We start from the raw sequence: 20,849 nt of genomic DNA, 5'->3' as shown, positions 1-20,849 counted from the left end.
CCGAGGGGCGTAGCCCGCGGTGGGTGGGCCTCGAGCACCGGCCGGGCTGGGTGGTGGGGCCGGGCCGGGCCGCGGAGGGCGTAGCCCGGGGTGGCGGGAGCCCCGAACGCCGGCGGAGCTGGATCGCGGGTGCAGCCCCGGGCGACGTGAGCGTCGGCGAGGCTGGATCCAGTGCTGTGGCCGGAAAGGTGTGCCGTGCCGGGCGCCGCGACCCGGTGGACCTTTCCGGTCACAGCACTAGGGGCGGGACGGGGTGGGGAGCCAGGTGGTGGTGGTGCGGGCCTTGGCGAAGAGGGAATCGATCTCCGGGGGTTTCAGGGTCGGCGGGGCTGCCGCGAGGGTCGGGGTGGCCGTCGGGGGCTGGAGGACGCGGATGTCGCGCACCGAGGGGGCCGTCTCCACCCGTGAGGCGTCGACCACCGCCAGCGCCGGGGTGACCCTCGCCGCCAGGGCCGTCGTGGCCAGGGCCGCCGCGCGGCGGATCCAGCGCGGCTCCGGGCGGGGTTCCGTGCGGCCCACCGTGAGCAGCAGGTCGCCGACCACCGCGCGCTGGCGGCGGCCCGGGACCGTACGCACGCAGAAGATCCCGGGCGGGCCGATGAGCAGGTGGTCGATGTGGCCCAGGCCCGGGAGCGGAACGCAGTGCAGGATCCGCCAGCCGTCGGGCTCCAGGGCGTCGAAGGCATCGCCCATCCGCTGCTGCGCAGTGAGGTCCTGGCGCAGCCGGTGGCGGGCTCTGGTGCCCGCCGGGCCGTGTTCCAGTTCTCCCAGCAGGGTCTCCCCCGGGCGGTTCGGGGCCAGGTCGGCGTCCGGCGCCAGCGCGAGACGTCGCAGGTCGGAGGCTGTGGGGACCGGCGGCGGGCCGATCGAGACGGTCCCGCTCAGGTAGGGGCGCAAGGCCGCCAGGATCGCCTCGCGGTGGTCGTCCGCGAGGACGCTGATGCGGTTGGCCTGCCGGTCGTACCAGGCCACCGCCTGCCCGTCGGGCAGGTTGACATACAGCCGGCCGCGGCCGGGCCGGCCGCTCGGCAGTACCTTGAGTCCGCGCATCGCCCTCACCCCCGCCGTCCATGGGAGCAGCCGGGGCGCCGCAGGGCAATCCCTCGGATGTGTAACGACTCCGACGGAACCTTGCGACTCCGCTGTTACACGAACGGGGTGTTGCCGCAACGGCCGGGCCCTAGGTTTGACCCACCTGGATGGCCCAGGCCCTGACAGGCAGCGAAGGATTTCCCCGTGAGCACCGCCAGCCGCCGCACTTTCGTTCGCGCCGCCGCCGTGACCGCATGCGCCGGAAGCCTGCTGGCGCTGCCCACCGCCGCCGCCCTGGCCGAGGGGGTGCCCGCGGCCTCGTCCGCGCATTCCGCCGCCCCGCAGTGGAGCCTCGTCAAGAGCCTTTCGCTCGCGGACGGGCTCTCCACGGCGAAGGTCTACCGGACCGCCCAGGGCGCCTACCGGGCCGAGATCCTGGCGGCCGACGGCACCAGGGCTGCCACTCTGACCAGCCGTGACGGGGTCACCGACTTCGGCGGCGCCGGGGATCTGCACGCCTCGCTGGACTCCACGGGGCAGCTGACCTCCTGGGTGGGCGACGCCGCGGCCCGGGGCACCGATCACACCGTGGCGGGCGACGGGCACAAGACCGGTACCCGCGCGGGGAGTCACGCCGGCAGCCACACCGGGACCCGTGGCGGACAGGTCGTCCCGGCCTCGGTCGGGCGGAACGCGGACGCCGCCGACTCCCGTACCGTCGCCGACGGCTCGAACACCGGGCGGCGGCTGAGTACGCTGGCCGACGGTCCGGGCGACGGCGTGCTGCTGCTCGCGGCCGGCGGCGGCATCGCCGCCGTCGGCGCCGCCGGGCTGGGCTTCGCGATGCTGCGCCGAGGGCGCACGGACAGCTGAGACCTCACGGTAAAAGGGATGCACCTCCGCATATGGTTGACGAGATCGGCCGTCGGCGTATCGCGGGCAGAAGGGCACATGGGGCTGTGAAGAGGGTGCGGTCGCGTGTGGCCGTGTGCATACTGCTCCCCCTGTCGGCGCTGGTTCCGCTGCTGACGGGCTGCGGGGACACCGGCGGGCTGGTGAGCGCGGGCGCGACGGCGACCGCGAGCGGGCCCGTACATCTGTGGCCGGATCGCCGCGGGGCGTCCGTACCGCCCGCCGATCCGGGTGGGGCGCCGCCCGAGTACGTCAAGGGGATCCCGCCCGTCCGCGACCAGGACGTGCACGCCGTCGACCCGGTGGCCCTCGTCCAGGCGGAGCTGCGGGCCCACCCGGACACCGAGGTCGGGGCCGACGGGATGCCGCCCCGGACTGCGGCTGCGATCAGGGCGTGCGCGAAGGACAGGGCCGAGGAGGAGCCGGAGTCGTGCCCGGTGCTGAAGCCGTACTACCGGGACCTCACGGGCAACGGCAAGGACGAGCTGATCGTCGGCATCGAGTTCCCCGACAAGATGATGTCCGTACGGGTGTACACGGCGGACCCGGACGGGCGGCTCAACCGGATCATGGCGACCACGGAGACCGTCATCTCGGTGGAGCTCGCCGACGGCGACGTGATCCTGCGGGTGCCCAGCGGCAACCACGGCTACGAGCTGATCACCGCCTGGTCCTGGGACGAGAAGCAGCTCACCATGCTGCCGACGCGCGAGCAGATCGTACGGGTCCCCGGCAATCCGCAGGCCCCCGGAAGCAGGGAGCCCGGCAATCGGGAGCCCGGCAGCCGTGCGCCCGGTGGCCGGGAACCGGGCGGCCGGGAGCAGGCGCCCCTGCCGGTCCGGCCATGAGACTGCCCTCCTGGCCCTCCTGGCCCTCCTGGCCCTCCTGGACGGCCACGCTGACCTGGAAGTCGGCGTGCTTCATCGTGGTGATGTGCTGCTCGCTGGCGGCCGTGGTGGGTGCCCTCGTGCATGTGGAGGTGACCCGGCAGACGGTGGCCACGGCGCGGGAGAAGGCGCTCGGCAAACTGCACGACGTCGTACGCGCGTACGAGGCGGGTGAACCCCTTCCGCGCGGCTCGGGCCTGGATCCCGCGGGCCTGCCGCCGGAGCTGCGCGCCCTCGCCGTCAGCGGGCGCCGGGGCACGCTGGTCGCGGAGTACCGGGGCCGCCCGACCATGTGGGCGGCGGCTCCGGCGGACGGCCGGGCGCTCGCGGCCGCCATCGACTACGGGCAGAGCGCCCGCACGATCAGCGGGCTCGACAACGCGATCATCGGATCGTCACTGCTGGCGATCGGCGGCACGCTGCTGGTCGGCGCCTTCGCGGTGACCCGCGTGACCCGGCGGCTGCACCAGACGGCGACGGTGGCTCGGCGGATCACCCAGGGCGACCTCGACGCTCGCGTGAACGACCCGCGTACGAGGACCCCTTCGCGGCACCAGGACGAGGTGGCGACGGTGGCCGCGGCGCTGGACACGATGGCGGGGAGCCTGCAGTCGAAGCTGGAGAGCGAGCGGCGGTTCACGGCGGACGTGGCGCACGAGCTGCGCACGCCGCTGACGGGCCTGCAGGCGGCGTCGGAGCTGCTGCCGGAGGGCCGGCCGACGGAGCTGGTGCGCGAGCGGGTGCGGACGATGCGGCAGCTGACGGAGGACCTGCTGGAGATCTCCCGGCTGGACTCGGGCAGCGAGGTGGTGGAGGCCGATCTGCACCAGCTGGGGCGGTTGGTGCGGCGGGTGGTGCGGGCGTCCGGGACGGACACTGAGGTGGCGGTCGTCCGGGACGCGCACGTGGAGACGGACCGGCGCAGGCTGGAGCGGGTGCTCGGGAACCTTGTGGCCAACGCCCACAAGCACGGGCGGGCGCCGGTGGTGCTGACGGTGGACGGGCCGGTGGTGACCGTACGGGACCACGGGGACGGTTTCCCGGAGTACCTGGCGGCGCACGGCCCGCAGCGCTTCCGGAGCGGGGGCAAGGGCCACGGGCTGGGGCTGACCATCGCGGTGGGACAGGCGGCCGTGATCGGGGCGCGGCTGGAGTTCCGGGCGGCGGAGGGCGGCGGCGGCCTGGCGGTCCTCACGCTGCCGGGTTCCTAGCCGGCCCCTGACCGGATGCCGGGCCAGAGGCCGGGACGGATCCCGGGCCGGATCCCGGGACGGATCCGGGAGGGATCCCCGGGCTGCTCGACGTTCAGGGCCGGAGGCCACGGCGGCCGTGCCTCGTCGGCGGTGCCTTCCGCGCCCTGCGGGGAGCGCCCCGGTACACACCGCGCAGGCCGGGGCTCCCCGTCGCGGGGCGTCAGGTCCGGGGGGTCTTGGTCCAGGGCCAGCGGGGGCGCGGTTTGGTGCCCGAGGGGCGGAAGGCGTACTTCCAGCCCTTCTGCAGGCCGAGCCGCTTGGAGTACCCCGCGGGCACGCGCTCGTACAGCAGCACCGTCGGCGGGCCGCCGTCCGGCGCCGGGACGGGGATCTCGTACCACTTCGGGGGGTGTCCGGTCGGGCCGAGGAGGACGGGGAGGACCCGGCCGTCCATCGGGCCGTCCTCGAACGGGGTCGGTTGGCTTCTCACCCCACCAGTGTCACAGCAGGTGGGCGGCCTCGGACACCACCGGGATCACACGGCGGGCCAGGACCCCGACCGGACCGTCCGGCGATTCCAGCGCGAGGGCTGCGCGGGCGGCCTCCGCCGTTTCCGGATCCGTGGCGGCGGTGGCCGTCAGGAGGGCGATGAACTGGTCCAGGAGCCAGTCCCGCAGGTGCTCGACCTCCGGCTGCTTGCCCTCGTCGATCCAGATGAGGGAGGCCGCCTCGACCGCGGTGATCCACGTACGGACCATCATGCGCAGCCGGGGGCCCGGGGCCGGGGCGCCCAGGTGGAGGAGGATCTGGTCGGCGGCGGCCCGGCGGATGCCGTCCACGGTCGCCGTCGTGCGGGAGGTCTCCACGACGCTGCCGCCCTGGAGGAGGGCCGCGAAGCCGGCGTCGTGTTCGTCGACGAAGGCGAGGTAGCGGTCCAGTGCGCGCGAGAGGCGCCGGGTGAGGGGCCCCTCCTGGGGTTCGGCGAAGCACAGTTCGAGGACGTCCGCCGCCGAGCGCAGGGCGGCCTCGTAGAGCTGCTGCTTGCCGCCCGGGAAGTAGCGGTAGACGAGCGGGCGGGACACCCCGGCGGCCTCGGCGACGTCGTCGAGCGAGACCTCCTCCGGCGCCCGGTGCGCGAACAGCGAGAGGGCGGCGGTGAGGAGTTGGGCTCGCCGCTCCTCGACGCTCAGCCTGCGGTACGCGCGTACGGTCATGTCCGCAGGGTAGCCCCGCGGGCCCCGGACGAGTGGGTGTCCGGTCGATCGGGCCCGATCCGGCCCGGTACGCAACGGTCCGGGCCGGACCGGGCCGGGCCGGACCGGGCCGGGCCGGTCGACGCAGTACAGGAGCCGCCCGCCTACGCCAGCAGCCCCGAGCTCTGCCACAGCCTCCGGCCGACTCCGCGCAGGACGCCGATGTCGTCGAGGAAGTCGGTGAGCCGCTTCGCACCGCTCTGCATGACCTCGCGGCGGTGGCCGCTCGCCTTCACCTGGGCGACGGCCTCGCGGCGGTCCAGGCCGATGTTGTCGTAGACGGCCGGGTTGACGAAGGCGAGGGAGAAGACGCGGGCGGCCTCTCCGCAGCTGATCCGGGTGAGTTCCTGCTCCCAGCGCGGGGCCGTCAGCATCTGGCGGCGCAGTTCCTCCCGGGCGTACCGGACGTGCCGGGCCTCCTCGATGACGTGGATCCGGGTGACACCGCGGACCAGCGGCTGGACGCGCTCGTCCGGGAAGGTCAGGCGCTGCATCCAGTCGAGGATCTCCTCACCGAGGAGGGTGCAGGCGAAGGAGCCGGGGGTGGTGGAGATGGTCTTCAGGACCCGGGCGAGGTTGTGGTTGACGCGGGAGACCGGGTACGCGGGGACCTCGGCCTTCTGGATCATGCGGGCGAACATCATCGAGTGGCGGCACTCGTCGGCGATCTCGGTGAGCGCGTAGCGGACGTGATTGCTGGTCAGGGACTTGTCGTAGATGTGCCGGACCAGCAGCTGCATGAGGATGATCTCGAACCAGATGCCGAGCGAGCCGAGCGCCGCCGCCTCGTGGCGGGAGAGGTCGATGCGCTGCTCCTCCCCCATCTTCTTCCACAGCGGGGTGTCGTAGAGCGAGAGCAGTTCCGGCGGCCAGTAGTACTTGCCCTCGATCGGCGGGGCGTCCCAGTCGAGTTCCTTGTCGGGGTCGAAGGAGTGCTTGGCCGAGGATTCGAGCAGTCGCTCGGCTATCTGCTCACGGTCCTTGAGCAGGCCGAGGGCGTCCCTGAGCGCGGCTCGTTCGGTCACGGTCGTCATGGGTTCGGACACCTCGTCGTCGAGTTACCGGCGGTCTCCTCTTATGAGACTGCCTGTCAGCAAGGTCGTCAATCCCTCGCGCGCGACTTGTTGACCCCGTGTCTACCAACGTGTGACGCTGCCAACTGTCCGGTACCGCACGGCAGTACGTGAGACGAGGGGGCGTCAGTGTCGACGCACGAGCTCTACACCGAGAACCCGGGCGAGGCGGTCTGGCAGGTCCCCGCCACCGGCTCCGCCCGCTTCAGCTGGGAATACGCCGACGGCCGCGAGCGCCTCCTCGCCCTGTACCAGAAGGGCAAGGACAAGCAGTGGGACGGCGGAAAGCGCATCGACTGGGACATCGAGGTGGACCCCTACGATCCGCTGGGCACCCCCGACGAGTCCCTGCCGCTGTACGGGACGCGGCACTGGGCCCGGCTCACCGCGAAGGACCGGGGCGAGCTGCGCCGGCACTACGCCTCCTGGAACTTCAGCCAGTTCCTGCACGGCGAGCAGGGCGCGATGGTGTGCGCGGCACGCATCGTGGAGTCGGTGCCGGACCTGGACGCGAAGTTCTACTCCGCCACGCAGACCATGGACGAGGCCCGGCACGCCGAGATCTTCGGGCGCTTCCTGCACGACAAGGTCGGGATGCTGTACCCGATCAACGACAGCCTCCAGGGGCTGCTCGGCGACACCCTGCGCGACTCCCGCTGGGACATGCCCTACCTCGGCATGCAGGTGCTCATAGAGGGGCTGGCCCTGGCCGCCTTCGGCATGATCCGGGACACCACCACCAAGCCGCTGCCCAAGCAGCTCCTGGCGTACGTGATGCAGGACGAGGCCCGGCACGTGGCCTTCGGGCGGATGGCGCTGCGCGACTACTACAAGCAGCTGACGGACGCCGAGCTGCGCGAGCGCGAGGAGTTCGTGATCGAGGGCTGCTACCTGATGCGGGACCGGCTGCGCGGGGTGGAGGTGCTGGAGAACTTCGGCATCCCGAAGGAGGAGGCGGAGCGGTTCAGCGAGCAGTCGGAGTTCCTGCACCTGTTCCGCAGGCTGCTGTTCAGCCGGATCGTGCCGTGCGTGAAGGACATCGGGCTGTGGGGCGAGCGGCTGCAGCGGGCCTACCTGGACCTGGGCGTCTTCGACATGGGCGACTCCAACCTCGACCTGCTGATGAGCCAGGACGAGGAGATCGCCGAGGCCCTGGACCGCGAGCGGTTCGCGGCGGAGGAGTCCGCGCGGGTGGCGGAGGTCGAGGCCGCCATCGCCGAGGGCGCGGACACCGCCTGAGGGGTGTCCGGGCGGCCGTCCGGGGCTCCGCCCGGCGGCCGGGCCGGGGCGGATGCCTCAGCGGCCGGTGGCCAGCGCCGCCTCCATCACCGCCCGCGCGATCGGCGCCGCCGCGCCGTTGCCGCTGATGTCGCCCCGGTCGGCCGAGGCGTCCTCGACGACCACCGCGACGGCCACCTGCGGCTGCGGCGCGCCGTCGGCCCTTGCCCAGGCGATGAACCATGCGTACGGGGTCCCCGCGTTGCCGACCCCGTGCTGCGCGGTGCCGGTCTTGCCGCCGACCACCGCGCCCGGAATCGCCGCGTTGCGGCCCGTCCCGTTCTCCACCACCTTGACCATGAGCTCCTGCAGCCGGACGGCGGTGGCCGGGTTCATCGCCCGCCCGAGGCTGCGCCGGTCGCCCCGCCGGACCTGGGATCCGTCGTCCTGGGTCGTCCGTTCCACCAGGTGGGGGTAGGTGACCTCGCCGCCGTTCGCGACCGCCGCCGCCACCATCGCCATCTGCAGCGGGGTGGCCTTCGTGTTGAACTGCCCGATCGAGGACAGGGCCAGCTGGTCCTGGCTCATGTCGGTGTCGAAGTTCGACCGGGACACCCACGAGGGCACCCGCAGCCCCTCGGCGTTGAACCCGAAGCGTCGCGCCGCCTCCACCATCCCGCGCAGCCCGACCTGCACCCCGATCTTCGCCATCACCGTGTTGCAGGACCACTGCACGGCGTCCGCCATCGAGGCGTCCTCGCAGCCGGTGCCCGCGTTCGGCAGCAGGGTGCTGGTCCCGGGCAGCGGGTACGGGTCGGGGGTGCGGGTCGGCGCGTCCACATCGGTGACGACTCCCGCGTCGAGGGCGGCCGCCGCCGTCACGATCTTGAAGGTGGAGCCGGGCGGGTACGTCTCGCGCAGCGCGCGGTTGAGCATCGGCCGTGCGGGGTCCGCGTTCAGTGCCGCCCAGGCCTCCTTGACCTTCGTACCCGTGCCGGAGAGCACCGAGGGGTCGTACGAAGGGCTGCTGACCAGCGCGAGGATCTTCCCGGTGGCCGGTTCGACGGCGGCCACCGCGCCGCGCTTGCCGGCGAGCCCGCGGTACGCGGCCAGCTGCATGCCGGAGCGGACGGTGGTGGCTGCGTTTCCGCCGGCCGGGCGGCCGCGGGCCAGTTCGTACCAGAGCGGGAAGACCGAGAGTCCCGGGTCGGTGCCCGACAGGACCGCGTCCTCGGCACGCTCGACGAAGCTGGTCCCGTACGTCTGGGAGGAGAATCCGGTGACGGGCGCGTAGAGCGGGCCGTGCGTGTACGTCCGCTCGTAGCGCAGCAGTTGGCCGCTGTCGCGGGAGCCGGTGACGGGGCGCCCGTCGACCAGGATGTCCCCCCGGGGTTCGGCGTAGCGTGCGATGGCGGGGCGTTTGTTGGCCGGGTTCGCGCCGTAGGCGGCGGACTCCCAGACCTGCACGCGGGTGAGGTTGACCAGCAGCGCGACGAGCAGGAGCGCACAGAAGTACGCGCACCAGCGGATGTAGCGGATCACTCGGCCGGCTCCTTCGCGGGGCGGGGTCTGCGGGCGCTGTCGCTGAGCCGGACCAGCAGCGCGACGATGATCCAGTTCGTGACGACGGAGGAGCCGCCCTGGGCCAGGAAGGGCATGGCCATGCCGGTGAGCGGGATCAGGCCGGTGACCCCGCCCGCGATGACGAACACCTGGAGCGCGACGATCGAGGCGAGTCCGGTGGCGAGCAGCCGGCCGAAGGCATCGCGCAGGGCGAGCCCGGCGCGGAAGCCGCGGGCGACGAGGAGCCCGTAGAGGAGCAGGATCGCGGCGAGGCCGACGAGGCCGAGCTCCTCGCCGGCGGTGGCGAGGATGAAGTCCGACTTGGCGGCGAAGCCGATGAGGAAGGACTCGCCGTGGCCGAGCCCGGCGCCGAGCAGGCCGCCCGCGCCGAAGGCGAAGAGGGACTGGGCGAGCTGGCCGGGGCCTTCGCCGCGCTCGATCGAGGCGAAAGGATTCAGCCAGTCCTCGACCCGGCTGTGCACGTGCGGCTCGAAGGTCCCCACCGCGTAGGCGCCGAGGGCTGCGAGCAGCAGACCGATCGCGATCCAGCCGATCCGCCCGGTGGCGGTGAACAGCATGATCACGAACAGTCCGAAGAACAGCAGCGAGGTCCCCAGGTCCCGTTCCAGGACCAGCACACCGACGCTGAGCAGCCAGATCGCGAGGATCGGGCCGAGGACGCGGCCGGGCAGGAGCCGCAGCTTCCAGAAGAGCCGGCGGCCGGTGAGGGCGAGCGCGGTGCGGTTCGCGGCGAGGTACGCGGCGAAGAAGACCGCGAGCAGGATCTTGGCGAACTCCCCCGGCTGGAAGGAGAGCCCGGCGAACCGGATCCAGATGTGCGCGCCGTTGACGGCCGGAAAGAAGACGGGGACCAGCATCAGGACGAGGGCCACCGCGACGGAGAGGTACGCGTAGCGCTGGAGCACCCGGTGGTCGCGGAGCAGCGCGACGACGAGGACGAAGAGCGCCACGCCCAGTGCGGACCACAGGAGTTGGTCCCCGGCGGTGATGTGCCCGGGGGTGGTCGCGTCGAGGCGCTGGATGAGGACGAGGCCGAGGCCGTTGAGAAGGACGGCGATCGGGAGCAGGAGGGGGTCGGCGTAGGGGGCCCGGAGCCGGACGGCGAGGTGCGCGAGCAGGGCGGCCACGCAGAGGCCGGCGGCGTAGCGGGTGGCCGGACCGGGGATGCGGCCGGTGGTGGCGAGGCCGACGTAGAGGTGACCGAGGACGGAGATCAGGACGGCTCCGGCGAGGAGCGTCAGCTCGACGCCGCGCCGCTTGGGTGCGCCTGCGCCGGGGGGTGGGGGCGGGGCGGGCTCCGCCACCTTTGCCGTCAGAGCGGTCATACACCGAAACGTAGCAAGCAGACGAATGATATGTCCGCTTATGTCATAGTGTGCCGAAGAGTCGTCAAAAACGGTCGGAAGTGTCGAAAGTGAGGAGCCGAGGCGCATGGGACCTGTGGAATTCATCGTCCTCGCCTTCCCGGAGGAGCAGCTGCGGGCCCCGGCGGTCGAGGCCGTGATGGGGCTGCGCAAGACCGGGGTGGTCCGGCTGATCGACGGCATCGTGGCGACGAGGACGGCCTCAGGAGACGTACTGGCGGCCGAGTTCGACGAGTTCGTGGAGCTGCACGGGCTGCTGACGGGCCGGGACGTGGCCCGGCTGATCGGGCCGGAGGACGTGCAGGAGGCCGCGGGGCTGCTGGAGCGCGGGAGCTGCGCGCTGCTGCTGGTGGTCGAACACCTGTGGGCCGAGGACGCGGCCGTCGCCGTACGGGCCGCGGGCGGCCGGATCGTGGGCTCGGTCCGCATCCCGCCGGACCGGGTACCGGCGGACCCCCGCGCAGGGGTGGCCTGATGTTCATCCGCCCGATGGGAGTAACGGTCAGCGCGGCGAACCGCCCGGCGGGGCACCCGCTGCTGCGGGGCCTGCTGGCACGGGCGGCGGGGGCGGCGGAGGCGTCGCGGGCATCACAGGCCTGGGAACGGACCGCGGGCGCGGTGACCGCTGCCGAACCCCTGCCCGGCGCACAGCCGGAACCCAGGGAGCCGGCCGGGCCGGACGCGGGGCCGGAGCCGGGTGCGGACCCGGGGTCGGAGTCTGGGGTGACGATCCGCCCGGACACCACCCCACCCGCCGGGCCCGCAGCGCCCGCCGGGCCGGGCGCCTCGGCCGGTCTGGTCGCGGAGCTCACCCAGCTGGCCGTCCTGGCCCGTGAGGGCCTGCTCACCCCGCAGGAGTTCACGGCGGCCAAGGCCCGCCTGCTGCGCGGCTGACCCCCGTCAGCCGGCCGGGGCCGTCCCGGCCCGGCGCCGCGCACCGACGGTTCCGGCGCCGGCGCACACGGCCGCGGCCAGCGCGAAGCCCAGTACGGCCGGGTTGACGTACACCGGAACGGACGCGGCGGCGTAGCTCCCGCCGCCCGTCGTCTCGCAGACGAACCGCAGCGGCACGTAGTCGACGGAGTAGTCCACGACGTGCGACGCCCGCTCCTCCTGGCCGGGGGTGCGGCAGGGCAGGATCGGCGACGACGAGGCCCCGCCGTCCTCGGCGGCCAGGACCGCACCGGCCACATGCAGCAGTCCCCAGGAGTAGAAGCCGGCCGCGCAGGCGCCGAGGAGGGCGGCCGCCGGCCGGTGCCACCCCCGCCCGCCGACGGTGGCGATACCGCGGCCGAGCAGGCCGAGCGTCAGCAAGGGCAGGGCCGGAAGGAACAGAAGCAGCAGGAGCGCCATCGGTGCAGTCCAGCAGTACGGGACCACAACGTCCATGACCTGGACCGCAGTTGATGCAACAGGACGGTCACAGTGCGGCGGCTCCGCCCAGCCTGCATCGCGCGGCTTCGACACCTTCGCGCCCGAGGCGGCCCTCAGCCGGGACGCCCGGGCGCCCGTGCGCGCCGGCTCCGGCACCTCCAAGCGCAGTCCGCCGCCGGGGAGACCCAGGTCACACCCGCGCCCGTGTCACAGGGCGCCGGGCTGTCTCGTCCCAGGGGTGTGGCCGACGACGACCGCTGACGACGACTCCCGAGGAGCACACCATGGACGCGCGACTGAACCTCTTCGCAAGCCCGAACACCGGCAAGGCCCTGAAGCACGTCATGGCGGCCGGCCAGGTGCTCAAGAACTCGTCGCTGCCGGCCGCGACGCAGGAACTGGTGTCGCTGCGCGTCAGCCAGATCAACGGCTGCGCCGTCTGCATCGACATGCACACCAAGGAGGCCACCGCCGCCGGCGAGAGCGCGGTGCGGCTGCACCTGGTGGCGGCCTGGCGCGAGGCCACGGTCTTCACCGAGGCCGAGCGTGCCGCGCTGGAGCTCGCGGAGGAGGGCACCCGGACCGCGGACGGGGCCGGTGGAGTGGCCGACGCGGTGTGGGCGAGGGCGGCCGAGCACTACGACGAGGAGCGGCTCAACGCCCTGGTGCTCCTGATCGCCTTCATGAACATGGCCAACCGGATCAACATCGTCACCCGGCAGCCGGGCGGCGACTACGTGGCCGGGCAGTTCCACTGACCGGGATCGCCTTGCCTCCGCCCGCCGATGCTCTGATGATCATCACAGGCGCCCGCGCCGACGGGCTCGGCCGGGCGGGGGGACCACGGGGAGGAAGGCCGGCATGAGCAAGGTCGAGGAGTTCGAGGACCTGCGGTCGCTGCTGTTCTCGATCGCGTACCGGATCCTGGGCAGCGTGAGCGAGGCCGAGGACGCGGTGCAGGAGACCTGGCTGCGCTTCGACGCCTCGCCGACGCGGCCCGCGTCGCCGAAGGCCTTCCTGGCGACGACGGTCACCCGGCTGTCGATCGACGTACTGCGCTCCGCGCGGGTGCGGCGGGAGGAGTACGTGGGGCCGTGGTTCCCCGAGCCGCTGCTCGACGATCCGTACCAGGACCCGGCGCGGTCGGTGGAACTGGCCGACTCGGTGTCGATGGCGGCGCTGCTGCTCCTGGAGCGGCTCAGCCCGCTGGAGCGCTCGGTGTTCGTCCTGCGGGAGGTCTTCGCCTTCGGCTTCGACGAGGTCGCCGCCGCGGTGGGCCGGTCGGAGGCGGCCTGTCGGCAGCTCCTCGTACGGGCGCGGCGGCACATGGAGGCCGGCCGGCCGCGCTTCCGGGCGGACCACCGGGAACGGCAGGAGCTGGCGACCCGGTTCCTGGACGCGATGAAGGGCGGCGACGTCAGCGGCCTGCAGCGGCTGCTCGCGGCCGACGTCCAACTCGTCGGGGACGGCGGCGGCAAGGCCCCGCAGCTGGCCAGGACCGTCACGGGCGCCGGGAACGTGGCCCGTCTGCTCGCCTCGGTCCTCCCCGAGCTGCTCCGGATCGGCGTGACGTACGAGCCGCGCGACGTGAACGGTGAGCCGGGTGCGGTCTTCCGCGACGCGGACGGCGCGGTGACGCACGTGTTGGCCTTCGAGCTGCTGGACGGCCGGATCCGGACGATCCGCTCGGTGGTCAACCCGGACAAGCTCGGCCACCTCGGCCCGGTGGCCGACGCCTGGGCGGTCGCGCGCGAGCTCAGGGAGGCCCGCCGCCGGACGAGGTGACGTGGGAGCCCGCCGCCGCCCCCAACCGGGTGACCCCGCCCGACCGGCCGCCTCCGTTGGGCGATTTGTCATACCGGGCGTGGCAGCATCGGGCGCCTCGGAGGTGATCCCATGTCATACCGGTCGTCCCGCACGCTGCTTCGTGCCGCCTGCATCGCCGCTGCCCTCCTCGTCGCCGGGCCGGTCCCGAGGGCCGGCGCCGAGCCGGGCCTGCCCGAGGGCGAGTCCGTAGGGGTACTGCTCACCCGCCTGCAGGGCCTGTACCAGAAGGCCGAGGAGGCCGCCGAGGCGTACAACGCCACCGACGTCGCCCTCCGGGCGGGCGAGGCCGAGGAGCGGCTGCGCAGCGCCGACCTCGGCAAGGCCCGTACGGCTCTCGACTCCGAGAGGGCCCTGGCCGGGCGGCTGGCCCGGGAGCAGTACCAGGCGAGCCGGGGCCTGTCCCCGTACGCCCGGATGCTGCTCGCCGGGAACCCCCGGGCCGCGCTGGACCAGCGGCGGCTCGCCGCCCGCGAGGGCGCCCGGCGGGCGGCCGTACTGGCCCGGCTGGCCCGCGGCGAGAGGGAGGCCGACGCGCGCGCCCTCCGGGCCCGCGAGGCGCTGGACGCCCGGCAGACACTGGCCGCGCGGCAGAAGGGCCACAAGGACGAGGTCGCGGCGCAGCTCAGGGAGGTCGAGCGGGTACTGGCCGCCCTGACCCCGGCCCAGCTCACCCGGCTCGGGGCGCAGGAGGCGAAGAACACCGAGGCCGCGCAGCGGGATCTGGTCGATTCGGGCCGGCTCCCCACCCGTACGGGCACGCCCACGGCGGCCGGTGGCGCGGCCCTCACCTATGCGGCGGCCCAGATCGGCAAGCCGTACGTCTGGGGCGCCGAGGGGCCGGGGTCCTTCGACTGCTCCGGGCTGACCTCACAGGCCTGGGCGCACGCCGGGCGCGTCATTCCCCGGACCAGCCAGGAGCAGTGGGCCCGGCTGCCGAAGGTGCCGCTGGACGAGCTGCGGCCCGGGGACCTGGTGGTCTACTTCCCGAAGGCCACCCATGTGGGCCTGTACGTCGGCGACGGCAAGGTGATCCAGGCGCCGCGGCCCGGGGCCCGGGTCAAGGTGTCGCCGATCGCCGCGAACCCGCTGCTGGGGGCGGTCCGGCCGGACCCGGACGGTGCCCCGCTCGCGGAGTTCACCCCGCCCGCGCTGCCGCAGACACCGGCGGCGGAGGCGGGGGACGACACCGGCTACTCCGCCGAGGAGGCTCCGGCGGACGAGGCTGCGGCTGACGAGGCTCCGGCGGACGAGGCGACCTCCGCCAGGTAGTCGGCGGTGTCCTCGGGGTCGTAGAAGTACGAGTCGAAGTCGGCCGGGTTGTCGAAGCCATTGGCGAATCGATTCGCCACCGGCGGGAGCTGCCCGGCCGCGCCGATCAGGTTGAGGACGTGCTCCGGCGGGACACCCAGCATCGCGTTCGTCCACTGGGTCACCGGCTTGCCCGTGGTGAACCAGAACTTGTCGAAGGTGGCCTTCATCCACGCCTCGTCGAACGGCTTGTCCCCGTGCATCAGGATCGACGACAGGTACGAGGCCGCGCACTTCGCGGCGGAGTTCGAGCCCTGCCCGGTGATCGGGTCGTTCGCCACGACCACGTCCGCGACACCCAGCACCAGGCCGCCGCCGGGGAGGCGTCCGATCGGGTTGCGGACGGTCGGGGCGTAGCGCCCGGCGAGCGTGGCGCCGGCGTCCGTCAGCTCCACCTCCTTCGTCCGGGCGTGCTCCCACGGCGTGAACTTCTCCATGAGGCCCAGCGTGAGCGCCAGGTGCTCCGCCGGGTCCTTCACGCCGTTGAAGACGTCCACCGGTCCGCCCGGGACGCCCTCCCAGAACAGGATGTCCGCCCGGCCCGAGGTGGTCAGGGTCGGCATGACGAACAGCTCGCCGACGCCCGGGACCAGGTTGCAGCGGACCGCCTCCGTCTGCGGGTGCTCCGGGCGCGGGCCGAGGCCGTGCACATAGGCGACGGCGAGCGAGCGCTGCGGGGCGTCGTACGGGGAACGCGCCGCGTCCCGGCCGAACATCGAGACCAGCTCGCCCTTGCCGGCGGCGACCAGCACCAGGTCGTACGTGCGGGAGAAGTAGTCGAGGTCGGCGACGGAGGCACCGTGGATGACGAGCTGCCCGCCCCGCTGCACGAAGGTGTCGAGCCAGCCGGCCATCTTCACGCGCTGGTCGACGGACTGCGCGAACCCCTTGAGCCGGCCGAGCCAGTCGATGGGGCGGGTGGCGTCGGGGGCGGCGACGGAGACGCCGACGCCCTCGATCCTCGGGGCCTGCTGCTCCCAGAAGTTGATCCCGAGGTCGCGCTCGTGCTGCAGGGCCGTGTCGAACATGCACTGCGTGGACATGACCCGCCCGGTGCGGATCTCGTCCGCGGTCCGGTTGGACATGAGGGTGACCTCGTACCCCTTCGACTGGAGTCCGAGGGCGAGCTGGAGACCGGACTGGCCGGCTCCCACGACAAGTATCCGGCGCATCTCTCAGGCTCTCTCTTCGGGAGTGGTGTCCAGGGCGTGACCCACCAGGGCGAGCAGGGATTCGATCACCGTGTCGCGGCGCCTGGCGTCCATGATCACGACGGGCACGTGGGGCGGGACGCTGAGCGCCTCGCGCACGTCCTCGGGCTCGTACGACTGCGAACCGTCGAAGTGGTTGACGGCGACGGCGTACGGGAGCCCACAGCTCTCGAAGTAGTCGAGGGCCGGGAAGCAGTCGCGCAGGCGGCGGGTGTCTGCCAGGACGAGGCCGCCGATGGCGCCGCGCACCAGGTCGTCCCACATGAACCAGAACCGCTCCTGGCCGGGGGTCCCGTACACGTAGAGGACGAGGTCGTCGTCGAGGGTGACGCGGCCGAAGTCCATGGCGACGGTGGTGGTGTTCTTGTCCGGGGTGCCGGACAGGTCGTCGGTCGGGGCACTCGCCCGGGTCATCACCGCTTCGGTGCGCAGCGGGGTGATCTCGGAGACGGAGGAGACGAAGGTGGTCTTGCCGACGCCGAAGCCGCCGGCGACCAGCACCTTGACGGCGACGGGTGCGCGGGAGCGGTCGTACTGCCAGGGCTGGGCCGGCTCGTCGTCCGACTGCGGCAGGGACACCGGGTTGTCAGAGACGGCGAAGACCACTGAGCACCCTTTCCAGGAGCGCGCGTTCGGGACGCCCGGTGCCGTGACCCGTTCCGTAGACGCGGATCCTGCCCTGGTCCGCGAGGTCGCTGACCAGGACGCGGACCACGCCGAGCGGGAGCTTCAGCAGCGCGGCTATCTCGGCGATCGTGCGCATGCGGCGGCAGACCTCGACGATGGCCGGCATCTCGGGCATGCGGTCGGGCTTCTGCGGCTCCGACACCTTGGTGTCCAGGGCGGCGACGAACGTCTCGACGAGCAGGACCTGCGTGAAGCGGGTGCGGCCGCCCGTGAGGGAGTACGGGCGGACGCGGGCGGGGCGGCGGTCGGCGCCACGTATCGGCAGCCGGTCGGAGGCCGTACTCCTCACGGGGTGTTCTCCATCGACTGGCGCAGCTCGCTGCGGACTTCGGGGGTCAGTACGTGGCCGGCGCGGCCGACGAACAGGGCCATGTGGTAGGCGACGACGCTCATGTCGCAGTCGGGGGTGGCGTGCACGCCCAGCAGCGAACCGTCGCTGATGGCCATGACGAAGACGGAGCCGTGCTCCATCGCGACCATCGTCTGCTTGACCGAGCCGGTGTCCATCAGGGCCGCGGCGCCGGTGGTGAGGCTGCCGAGGCCGGAGACGATGGTGGCGAGGTCGGCGGACGCGCCGCGCGGACCCTTGGCCCTCGGCTGAGCCGGTGGCTCGGCCGCGCCCGCTCCCGGGTCGGAGGACAGGAGCAGCAGCCCGTCCGAGGAGACGACGGCGACGGAGTTGACGCCGGGCACCTCCTCGACCAGGTCGGTCAGCAGCCACTGCAGGTTGCGGGCCTGGGTGCTCAGTCCGTACGTACTGGGCGCGGTCATGTGCGTGCCTCCTGTGCGGTGTCCCCCCGGTCGGTCTTGCTCTGGCCCTGCCTCTGCGTCTGTCCCTGGTCGAGCGCTTGGTCGTGCGCCTGGTCGGGTCCCCGGTCCTGCGCGAGTTCGGCGGCGACGACGCGCCGCCCGTCCTGGGCTCCCTGGTAGAAGCCCCCGAGCCGGCGTCGCAGCTCCTCCGCGTCGACCCGGCGCGGCGGCTCGGGCCGTACGTCGTCGTCGGCGCGCTTGGCGGGGACGGTGCGCGGGGTCCGCTTCGGCAGGCCCTTGTCGGTGACGGCTGCTTCGCCCTCGGCCTGGTCGGCAGGGTGGCTGCCCTGGCGGGGGAGCCAGTTGCCCTCGGCCGGGGCGTGGGTGTGCGGGTCCGCCTCCGGTTCGGTTTCCCGTACGTCGGCCACGGGTGCGGCGGCGTGCGGCGCGGCCGGGATCCCCTCGGCGGGGTCCGGCACGCCGGGAGCGACGGGCTCGGCGTCGGGGACGACCCGCGCGAGCAGCTGTTCCTCGGGGGTCGGCCCGTCCCCTGCGGGGGGCTCGGCGGTGAACACCGGCTCGGCCGGTGCACCGTCCGCCGCCGGCGGCGCGGCGACGAACACCTGGTCGGCGGGCGGAAGTCCATCCGCGGCGGGCTCGCCTGCGACCGGCTCCGCCGGGGTCCCGGCCACGACGGCGGGGCCCGCCAGGGCCTCGGCCAGGGTGATCGGGACCGCCGCGACGGCGGGCTCCGGCTCCGGCTCGGGCTCGGGCTGCGGCTCCTGCTGCGGCTCGGGCTCGACGGCGGCCTCCGTCGCGGTGTCGGCCGCGGCCTCGGCTTCCTCGCCCGCTCCCGCCTCGGTCTCCGCGTCGGGGTCCGGCGCGGCGTGCGCACCCCGCTGCCGGGGCGGCAGGGTGTTCTCGTTGGCCTCCGCTATCACGCCCGGCAGCCGCAGCGCGGGCCCGCCCGGCGTGGCCAGGGCGTGCACCGGGGAGACCATCGGGGTGGTGGGCAGCAGCGTCGCGGGGACGACCACCAGGGCTTCGGTCCCGCCGTGCCGCGGGGTGCGCAGCTCCGCGGTGACGCCGTGCCGGGCCGCGAGCCGCCCGGCCACGTACAGGCCGAGGCCGAGGCCGTGTTCCGCCTCGGGCTCCTCGTCGTAGGCCTCGGGCGTGGACAGGCGGGCGTTCAGCGACTCCAGGCGGTCCTCGGTGACGCCGATGCCCTCGTCCACGACGGACAGGACCACGTCGCCGGAGTCCAGCAGCCGGCCGGACACCTTCACCTTGACGTCCGGCGGCGAGAACGTGGTCGCGTTCTCCAGCAGTTCGGCCAGCACGTGCGAGATGTCGTCGGCCGCGTGCCCCGCGACCTGGGTGTACGAGGGCAGCGAGGCCAGGTCGACGCGCTCGTAGCGTTCGATCTCGCTGACGGCGGCCCGCATGACGTCGACCAGCGGCACCGGCAGGCCCTGCCCGTGGCCGTGTTCCTGCCCGGCGAGGACCAGCAGGTTCTCGTTGTGGCGGCGCATCACGGTCGCCAGGTGGTCCAGCTTGAAGAGCGTCGCCAGCCGGTCGGGGTCCTGTTCCCGTGACTCCAGCTCCTCGATGACCGCGAGCTGGCGCTCCACCAGGCCCAGGGTCCGCAGGGACAGGGAGACGGAGGTCGTCGACATGACGCGGCGGTGCTCCTCCAGCCCGGCCCGCAGCTTGGACAGTTCCTCCTCCAGCACGTCCCGGCCGGAGGCCAGCGCCTCGTTGCGGCCGATGATCCGGCGCCGGTCCGCGTCGAGTCCGGCGATCCGGGTGTGCAGGGAGACCGTCTGGTCGCGCACCGCGTTCAGGTGGCGCACGACCTCGGCGAACTCGTCGTTGCGGCCGGTGAAGCGCACCGGCTCCACCGAGCCCTCCGGCGTCGCCAGCCGCTGCGCGCCGCGGCGCAGGACGGACAGCGGCCGGGTCAGCGACCGCGCCACGGCGGTCGAGAAGCCGACGGCGAACAGGAACAGCACGCCCATGAAGGCGATGACGATTTCGAGCCGGGTCACGTCGTCGTCGCGCAGGGCGGCCAGGGCGGAGGCCCGTTCACCCGCGAGGGTGGCCTCCACGGTCCGCATGCGGTCGATGCGTGCCGTCAGCGCGGTGCCGACGGTGGCCCCGTCGGTCTTGCGGTCGGCGGCGCTCAGGGTGGGCCGGTCGGTGAGCCGCTTGAGGAAGTCGTCGGCCATCTTGACCTCGGGCCCGGTGACGGTGGCGGCGAGCGTCTGGCGCACGTCGGGCCGTGCGGCCCGTGCGAAGTCGTCGAGGGCGGCCTGTTCCCGTACGCGCGCACGCTGGGCGGCGGTGGTGAGTTCGTCGACCACGGCCGAGTTGGGGAGCTGCTCGCCGCGGGGGACGGCCAGCGCGGCGAGCAGCAGTCCACGGGTGGCCGAGGCCTGTTCCACGGCCTGTCCCAGCGGGGCCAGCGGCCGGGTGGTGACGAGGGCGTCCTCGGCGCGCGGCGGGGTCAGCACGGCGAGCCGTTCGCCCGGGGCGAGGAGTTCCGCGATGACGGCGGCGTAGGCCTGGTGTGCGGCGAGGGCGCTGCCCTTGCCGTCGACGGCCTCGCCGCGGACGGTCCGTACCCGTGCGAGGGCGCGGGCGGTCGACTCGTCGGCCTCGGCCTGGACCTCGGCGAGCTGCCGGTCGGTCCGGGCGGTGCGCTCCTGGACGGACCCCTTGGCCGCGCCGGGCCGGCCCTTGGCGGCGTACTCGACGACGGCGTCGCGCTCGTCGGCGAGGAGGTGCGTGAGGGTGAGGGTCTGCCGGGTCTGGTCCGCCAGGGTGACCAGGCGCTGGGAGTCGTTCAGTTCCCTCGACGCGGAGACGACGGCGGGCGCGCCTGCCGCGAGGACGGTGAGGCCCGCGACGGCGACGCCGATGACCAGCCTGCGGCGCACGCGGACGCGGCGTCCTGCGGGGGCCGGGCCGTCGGCGGCGGTGCCGTTCTTCCGAGACCGCTTCTTCTGCACCGGTGCTCGCAATCCTGTACGTGTGCTCTTGCTCGTCTACTCGTGTGGCCGAGGTAACGGCCGGTCAACAAGTAAACGCTCCCTGCCCCCTCGTACCGCCTCAGACCTTTGCAGCGTGTTGGGGAGAGAGCCGCACATCACCCACCCGGCCACTCGAACGAGTGA

At 73.4% G+C, this 20,849-nt stretch carries 21 protein-coding genes; 9 read left to right on the top strand and 12 right to left on the bottom strand.

Going from position 1 to position 20,849, the window contains the following annotated elements:
- Window positions 1–237: 237 nt before the first annotated feature.
- Window positions 238–1,050 (bottom strand): nuclease-related domain-containing protein, encoded by an 813-nt coding sequence (locus tag OG753_RS28170; protein ID WP_327264438.1) that lies wholly within the window; start codon window positions 1,048–1,050, stop codon window positions 238–240.
- Window positions 1,051–1,236: 186 nt separating this feature from the next.
- On the opposite strand from OG753_RS28170, the gene OG753_RS28165 reads away from it, so the two are divergent.
- The 3 genes from OG753_RS28165 to OG753_RS28155 all read left to right on the top strand — a co-directional run bounded on the left by OG753_RS28165 (window position 1,237) and on the right by OG753_RS28155 (window position 4,042).
- The gene (locus tag OG753_RS28165) at window positions 1,237–1,905 is read left to right on the top strand and encodes a hypothetical protein (RefSeq protein WP_327264437.1); all 669 of its coding nucleotides are present in this window, start codon (window positions 1,237–1,239) and stop codon (window positions 1,903–1,905) included.
- Between the two features lie 107 nt (window positions 1,906–2,012).
- Window positions 2,013–2,792, top strand: coding sequence for a hypothetical protein (locus OG753_RS28160; protein ID WP_405790600.1), 780 nt, complete (start codon window positions 2,013–2,015; stop codon window positions 2,790–2,792).
- Window positions 2,789–4,042 (top strand): histidine kinase dimerization/phospho-acceptor domain-containing protein, encoded by a 1,254-nt coding sequence (locus OG753_RS28155; RefSeq protein ID WP_405790598.1) that lies wholly within the window; start codon window positions 2,789–2,791, stop codon window positions 4,040–4,042. The genes OG753_RS28160 and OG753_RS28155 overlap by 4 nt, the downstream gene beginning before the upstream one ends.
- A 202-nt stretch (window positions 4,043–4,244) precedes the next feature.
- On the opposite strand, the gene OG753_RS28150 is transcribed toward OG753_RS28155, so the two are convergent.
- The 3 genes from OG753_RS28150 to OG753_RS28140 form a co-directional block, all read right to left on the bottom strand.
- Window positions 4,245–4,514 (bottom strand): hypothetical protein, encoded by a 270-nt coding sequence (locus tag OG753_RS28150; RefSeq protein ID WP_327264434.1) that lies wholly within the window; start codon window positions 4,512–4,514, stop codon window positions 4,245–4,247.
- A 10-nt stretch (window positions 4,515–4,524) separates the two neighbouring features.
- Window positions 4,525–5,238: a helix-turn-helix domain-containing protein gene (locus tag OG753_RS28145; protein ID WP_327264433.1), complete on the bottom strand. Its 714-nt coding sequence runs from the start codon at window positions 5,236–5,238 to the stop codon at window positions 4,525–4,527.
- Window positions 5,239–5,381: 143 nt separating this feature from the next.
- A complete protein-coding gene (locus tag OG753_RS28140) occupies window positions 5,382–6,311 on the bottom strand; it encodes a diiron oxygenase (protein ID WP_327264432.1) in 930 nt (309 codons plus the stop codon).
- Window positions 6,312–6,479: 168 nt separating this feature from the next.
- Here OG753_RS28140 and OG753_RS28135 point away from each other — a divergent pair, with 168 nt between their 5' ends.
- Window positions 6,480–7,589: a ferritin-like domain-containing protein gene (locus OG753_RS28135; RefSeq protein ID WP_327264431.1), complete on the top strand. Its 1,110-nt coding sequence runs from the start codon at window positions 6,480–6,482 to the stop codon at window positions 7,587–7,589.
- A gap of 57 nt (window positions 7,590–7,646) precedes the next feature.
- Here the strand turns inward: OG753_RS28135 and OG753_RS28130 are convergent, their stop codons facing one another.
- Entirely contained in the window at window positions 7,647–9,110 is a 1,464-nt protein-coding gene (locus tag OG753_RS28130) for a penicillin-binding transpeptidase domain-containing protein (protein ID WP_327264430.1), read from the bottom strand.
- Complete coding sequence (locus OG753_RS28125) at window positions 9,107–10,477, bottom strand: FtsW/RodA/SpoVE family cell cycle protein (protein WP_327264429.1); 1,371 nt, start codon at window positions 10,475–10,477, stop codon at window positions 9,107–9,109. Before OG753_RS28125 ends, OG753_RS28130 begins: the two co-directional genes overlap by 4 nt.
- Window positions 10,478–10,583: 106 nt before the next feature.
- Here OG753_RS28125 and OG753_RS28120 point away from each other — a divergent pair, with 106 nt between their 5' ends.
- Both OG753_RS28120 and OG753_RS28115 read left to right on the top strand, forming a co-directional pair.
- Window positions 10,584–10,991 (top strand): DUF6325 family protein, encoded by a 408-nt coding sequence (locus OG753_RS28120; protein ID WP_327264428.1) that lies wholly within the window; start codon window positions 10,584–10,586, stop codon window positions 10,989–10,991.
- Window positions 10,991–11,410 (top strand): hypothetical protein, encoded by a 420-nt coding sequence (locus tag OG753_RS28115; protein WP_405790594.1) that lies wholly within the window; start codon window positions 10,991–10,993, stop codon window positions 11,408–11,410. Before OG753_RS28120 ends, OG753_RS28115 begins: the two co-directional genes overlap by 1 nt.
- A gap of 6 nt (window positions 11,411–11,416) precedes the next feature.
- On the opposite strand, the gene OG753_RS28110 is transcribed toward OG753_RS28115, so the two are convergent.
- Window positions 11,417–11,905, bottom strand: a complete 489-nt coding sequence (locus OG753_RS28110; protein ID WP_405790592.1) for a hypothetical protein — start codon at window positions 11,903–11,905, stop codon at window positions 11,417–11,419.
- A gap of 269 nt (window positions 11,906–12,174) precedes the next feature.
- On the opposite strand from OG753_RS28110, the gene OG753_RS28105 reads away from it, so the two are divergent.
- The 3 genes from OG753_RS28105 to OG753_RS28095 all read left to right on the top strand — a co-directional run bounded on the left by OG753_RS28105 (window position 12,175) and on the right by OG753_RS28095 (window position 14,986).
- Window positions 12,175–12,648: a carboxymuconolactone decarboxylase family protein gene (locus OG753_RS28105; RefSeq protein WP_327264425.1), complete on the top strand. Its 474-nt coding sequence runs from the start codon at window positions 12,175–12,177 to the stop codon at window positions 12,646–12,648.
- Window positions 12,649–12,751: 103 nt separating this feature from the next.
- A complete protein-coding gene (locus tag OG753_RS28100; RefSeq protein WP_405790590.1) occupies window positions 12,752–13,675 on the top strand; it encodes an RNA polymerase sigma-70 factor in 924 nt (307 codons plus the stop codon).
- Window positions 13,676–13,786: 111 nt separating this feature from the next.
- Complete coding sequence (locus tag OG753_RS28095; protein WP_405790588.1) at window positions 13,787–14,986, top strand: C40 family peptidase; 1,200 nt, start codon at window positions 13,787–13,789, stop codon at window positions 14,984–14,986.
- Here the strand turns inward: OG753_RS28095 and OG753_RS28090 are convergent.
- From OG753_RS28090 to OG753_RS28070, 5 genes are read right to left on the bottom strand one after another with little or no spacing between them, the layout of a single operon-like run.
- Window positions 14,908–16,197: a styrene monooxygenase/indole monooxygenase family protein gene (locus tag OG753_RS28090; protein WP_405790586.1), complete on the bottom strand. Its 1,290-nt coding sequence runs from the start codon at window positions 16,195–16,197 to the stop codon at window positions 14,908–14,910. The genes OG753_RS28095 and OG753_RS28090 overlap by 79 nt on opposite strands.
- 3 nt (window positions 16,198–16,200) lie before the next feature.
- The gene (locus tag OG753_RS28085) at window positions 16,201–16,842 is read right to left on the bottom strand and encodes an ATP/GTP-binding protein (RefSeq protein WP_327264421.1); all 642 of its coding nucleotides are present in this window, start codon (window positions 16,840–16,842) and stop codon (window positions 16,201–16,203) included.
- Complete coding sequence (locus OG753_RS28080; RefSeq protein WP_327264420.1) at window positions 16,823–17,212, bottom strand: DUF742 domain-containing protein; 390 nt, start codon at window positions 17,210–17,212, stop codon at window positions 16,823–16,825. The genes OG753_RS28085 and OG753_RS28080 overlap by 20 nt, the downstream gene beginning before the upstream one ends.
- Window positions 17,209–17,694 (bottom strand): roadblock/LC7 domain-containing protein, encoded by a 486-nt coding sequence (locus OG753_RS28075; protein WP_327264419.1) that lies wholly within the window; start codon window positions 17,692–17,694, stop codon window positions 17,209–17,211. Before OG753_RS28075 ends, OG753_RS28080 begins: the two co-directional genes overlap by 4 nt.
- Window positions 17,691–20,684: a nitrate- and nitrite sensing domain-containing protein gene (locus tag OG753_RS28070; protein ID WP_405790584.1), complete on the bottom strand. Its 2,994-nt coding sequence runs from the start codon at window positions 20,682–20,684 to the stop codon at window positions 17,691–17,693. The genes OG753_RS28075 and OG753_RS28070 overlap by 4 nt, the downstream gene beginning before the upstream one ends.
- Between the last annotated feature and the right edge of the window lie 165 nt (window positions 20,685–20,849).

The organism is Streptomyces sp. NBC_00029 (assembly GCF_045160505.1).
GTDB lineage: Bacteria > Actinomycetota > Actinomycetes > Streptomycetales > Streptomycetaceae > Streptomyces.
Note: the sequence above shows the minus strand (reverse complement) of the source record. Positions and strands in the feature narration are given on the sequence as shown.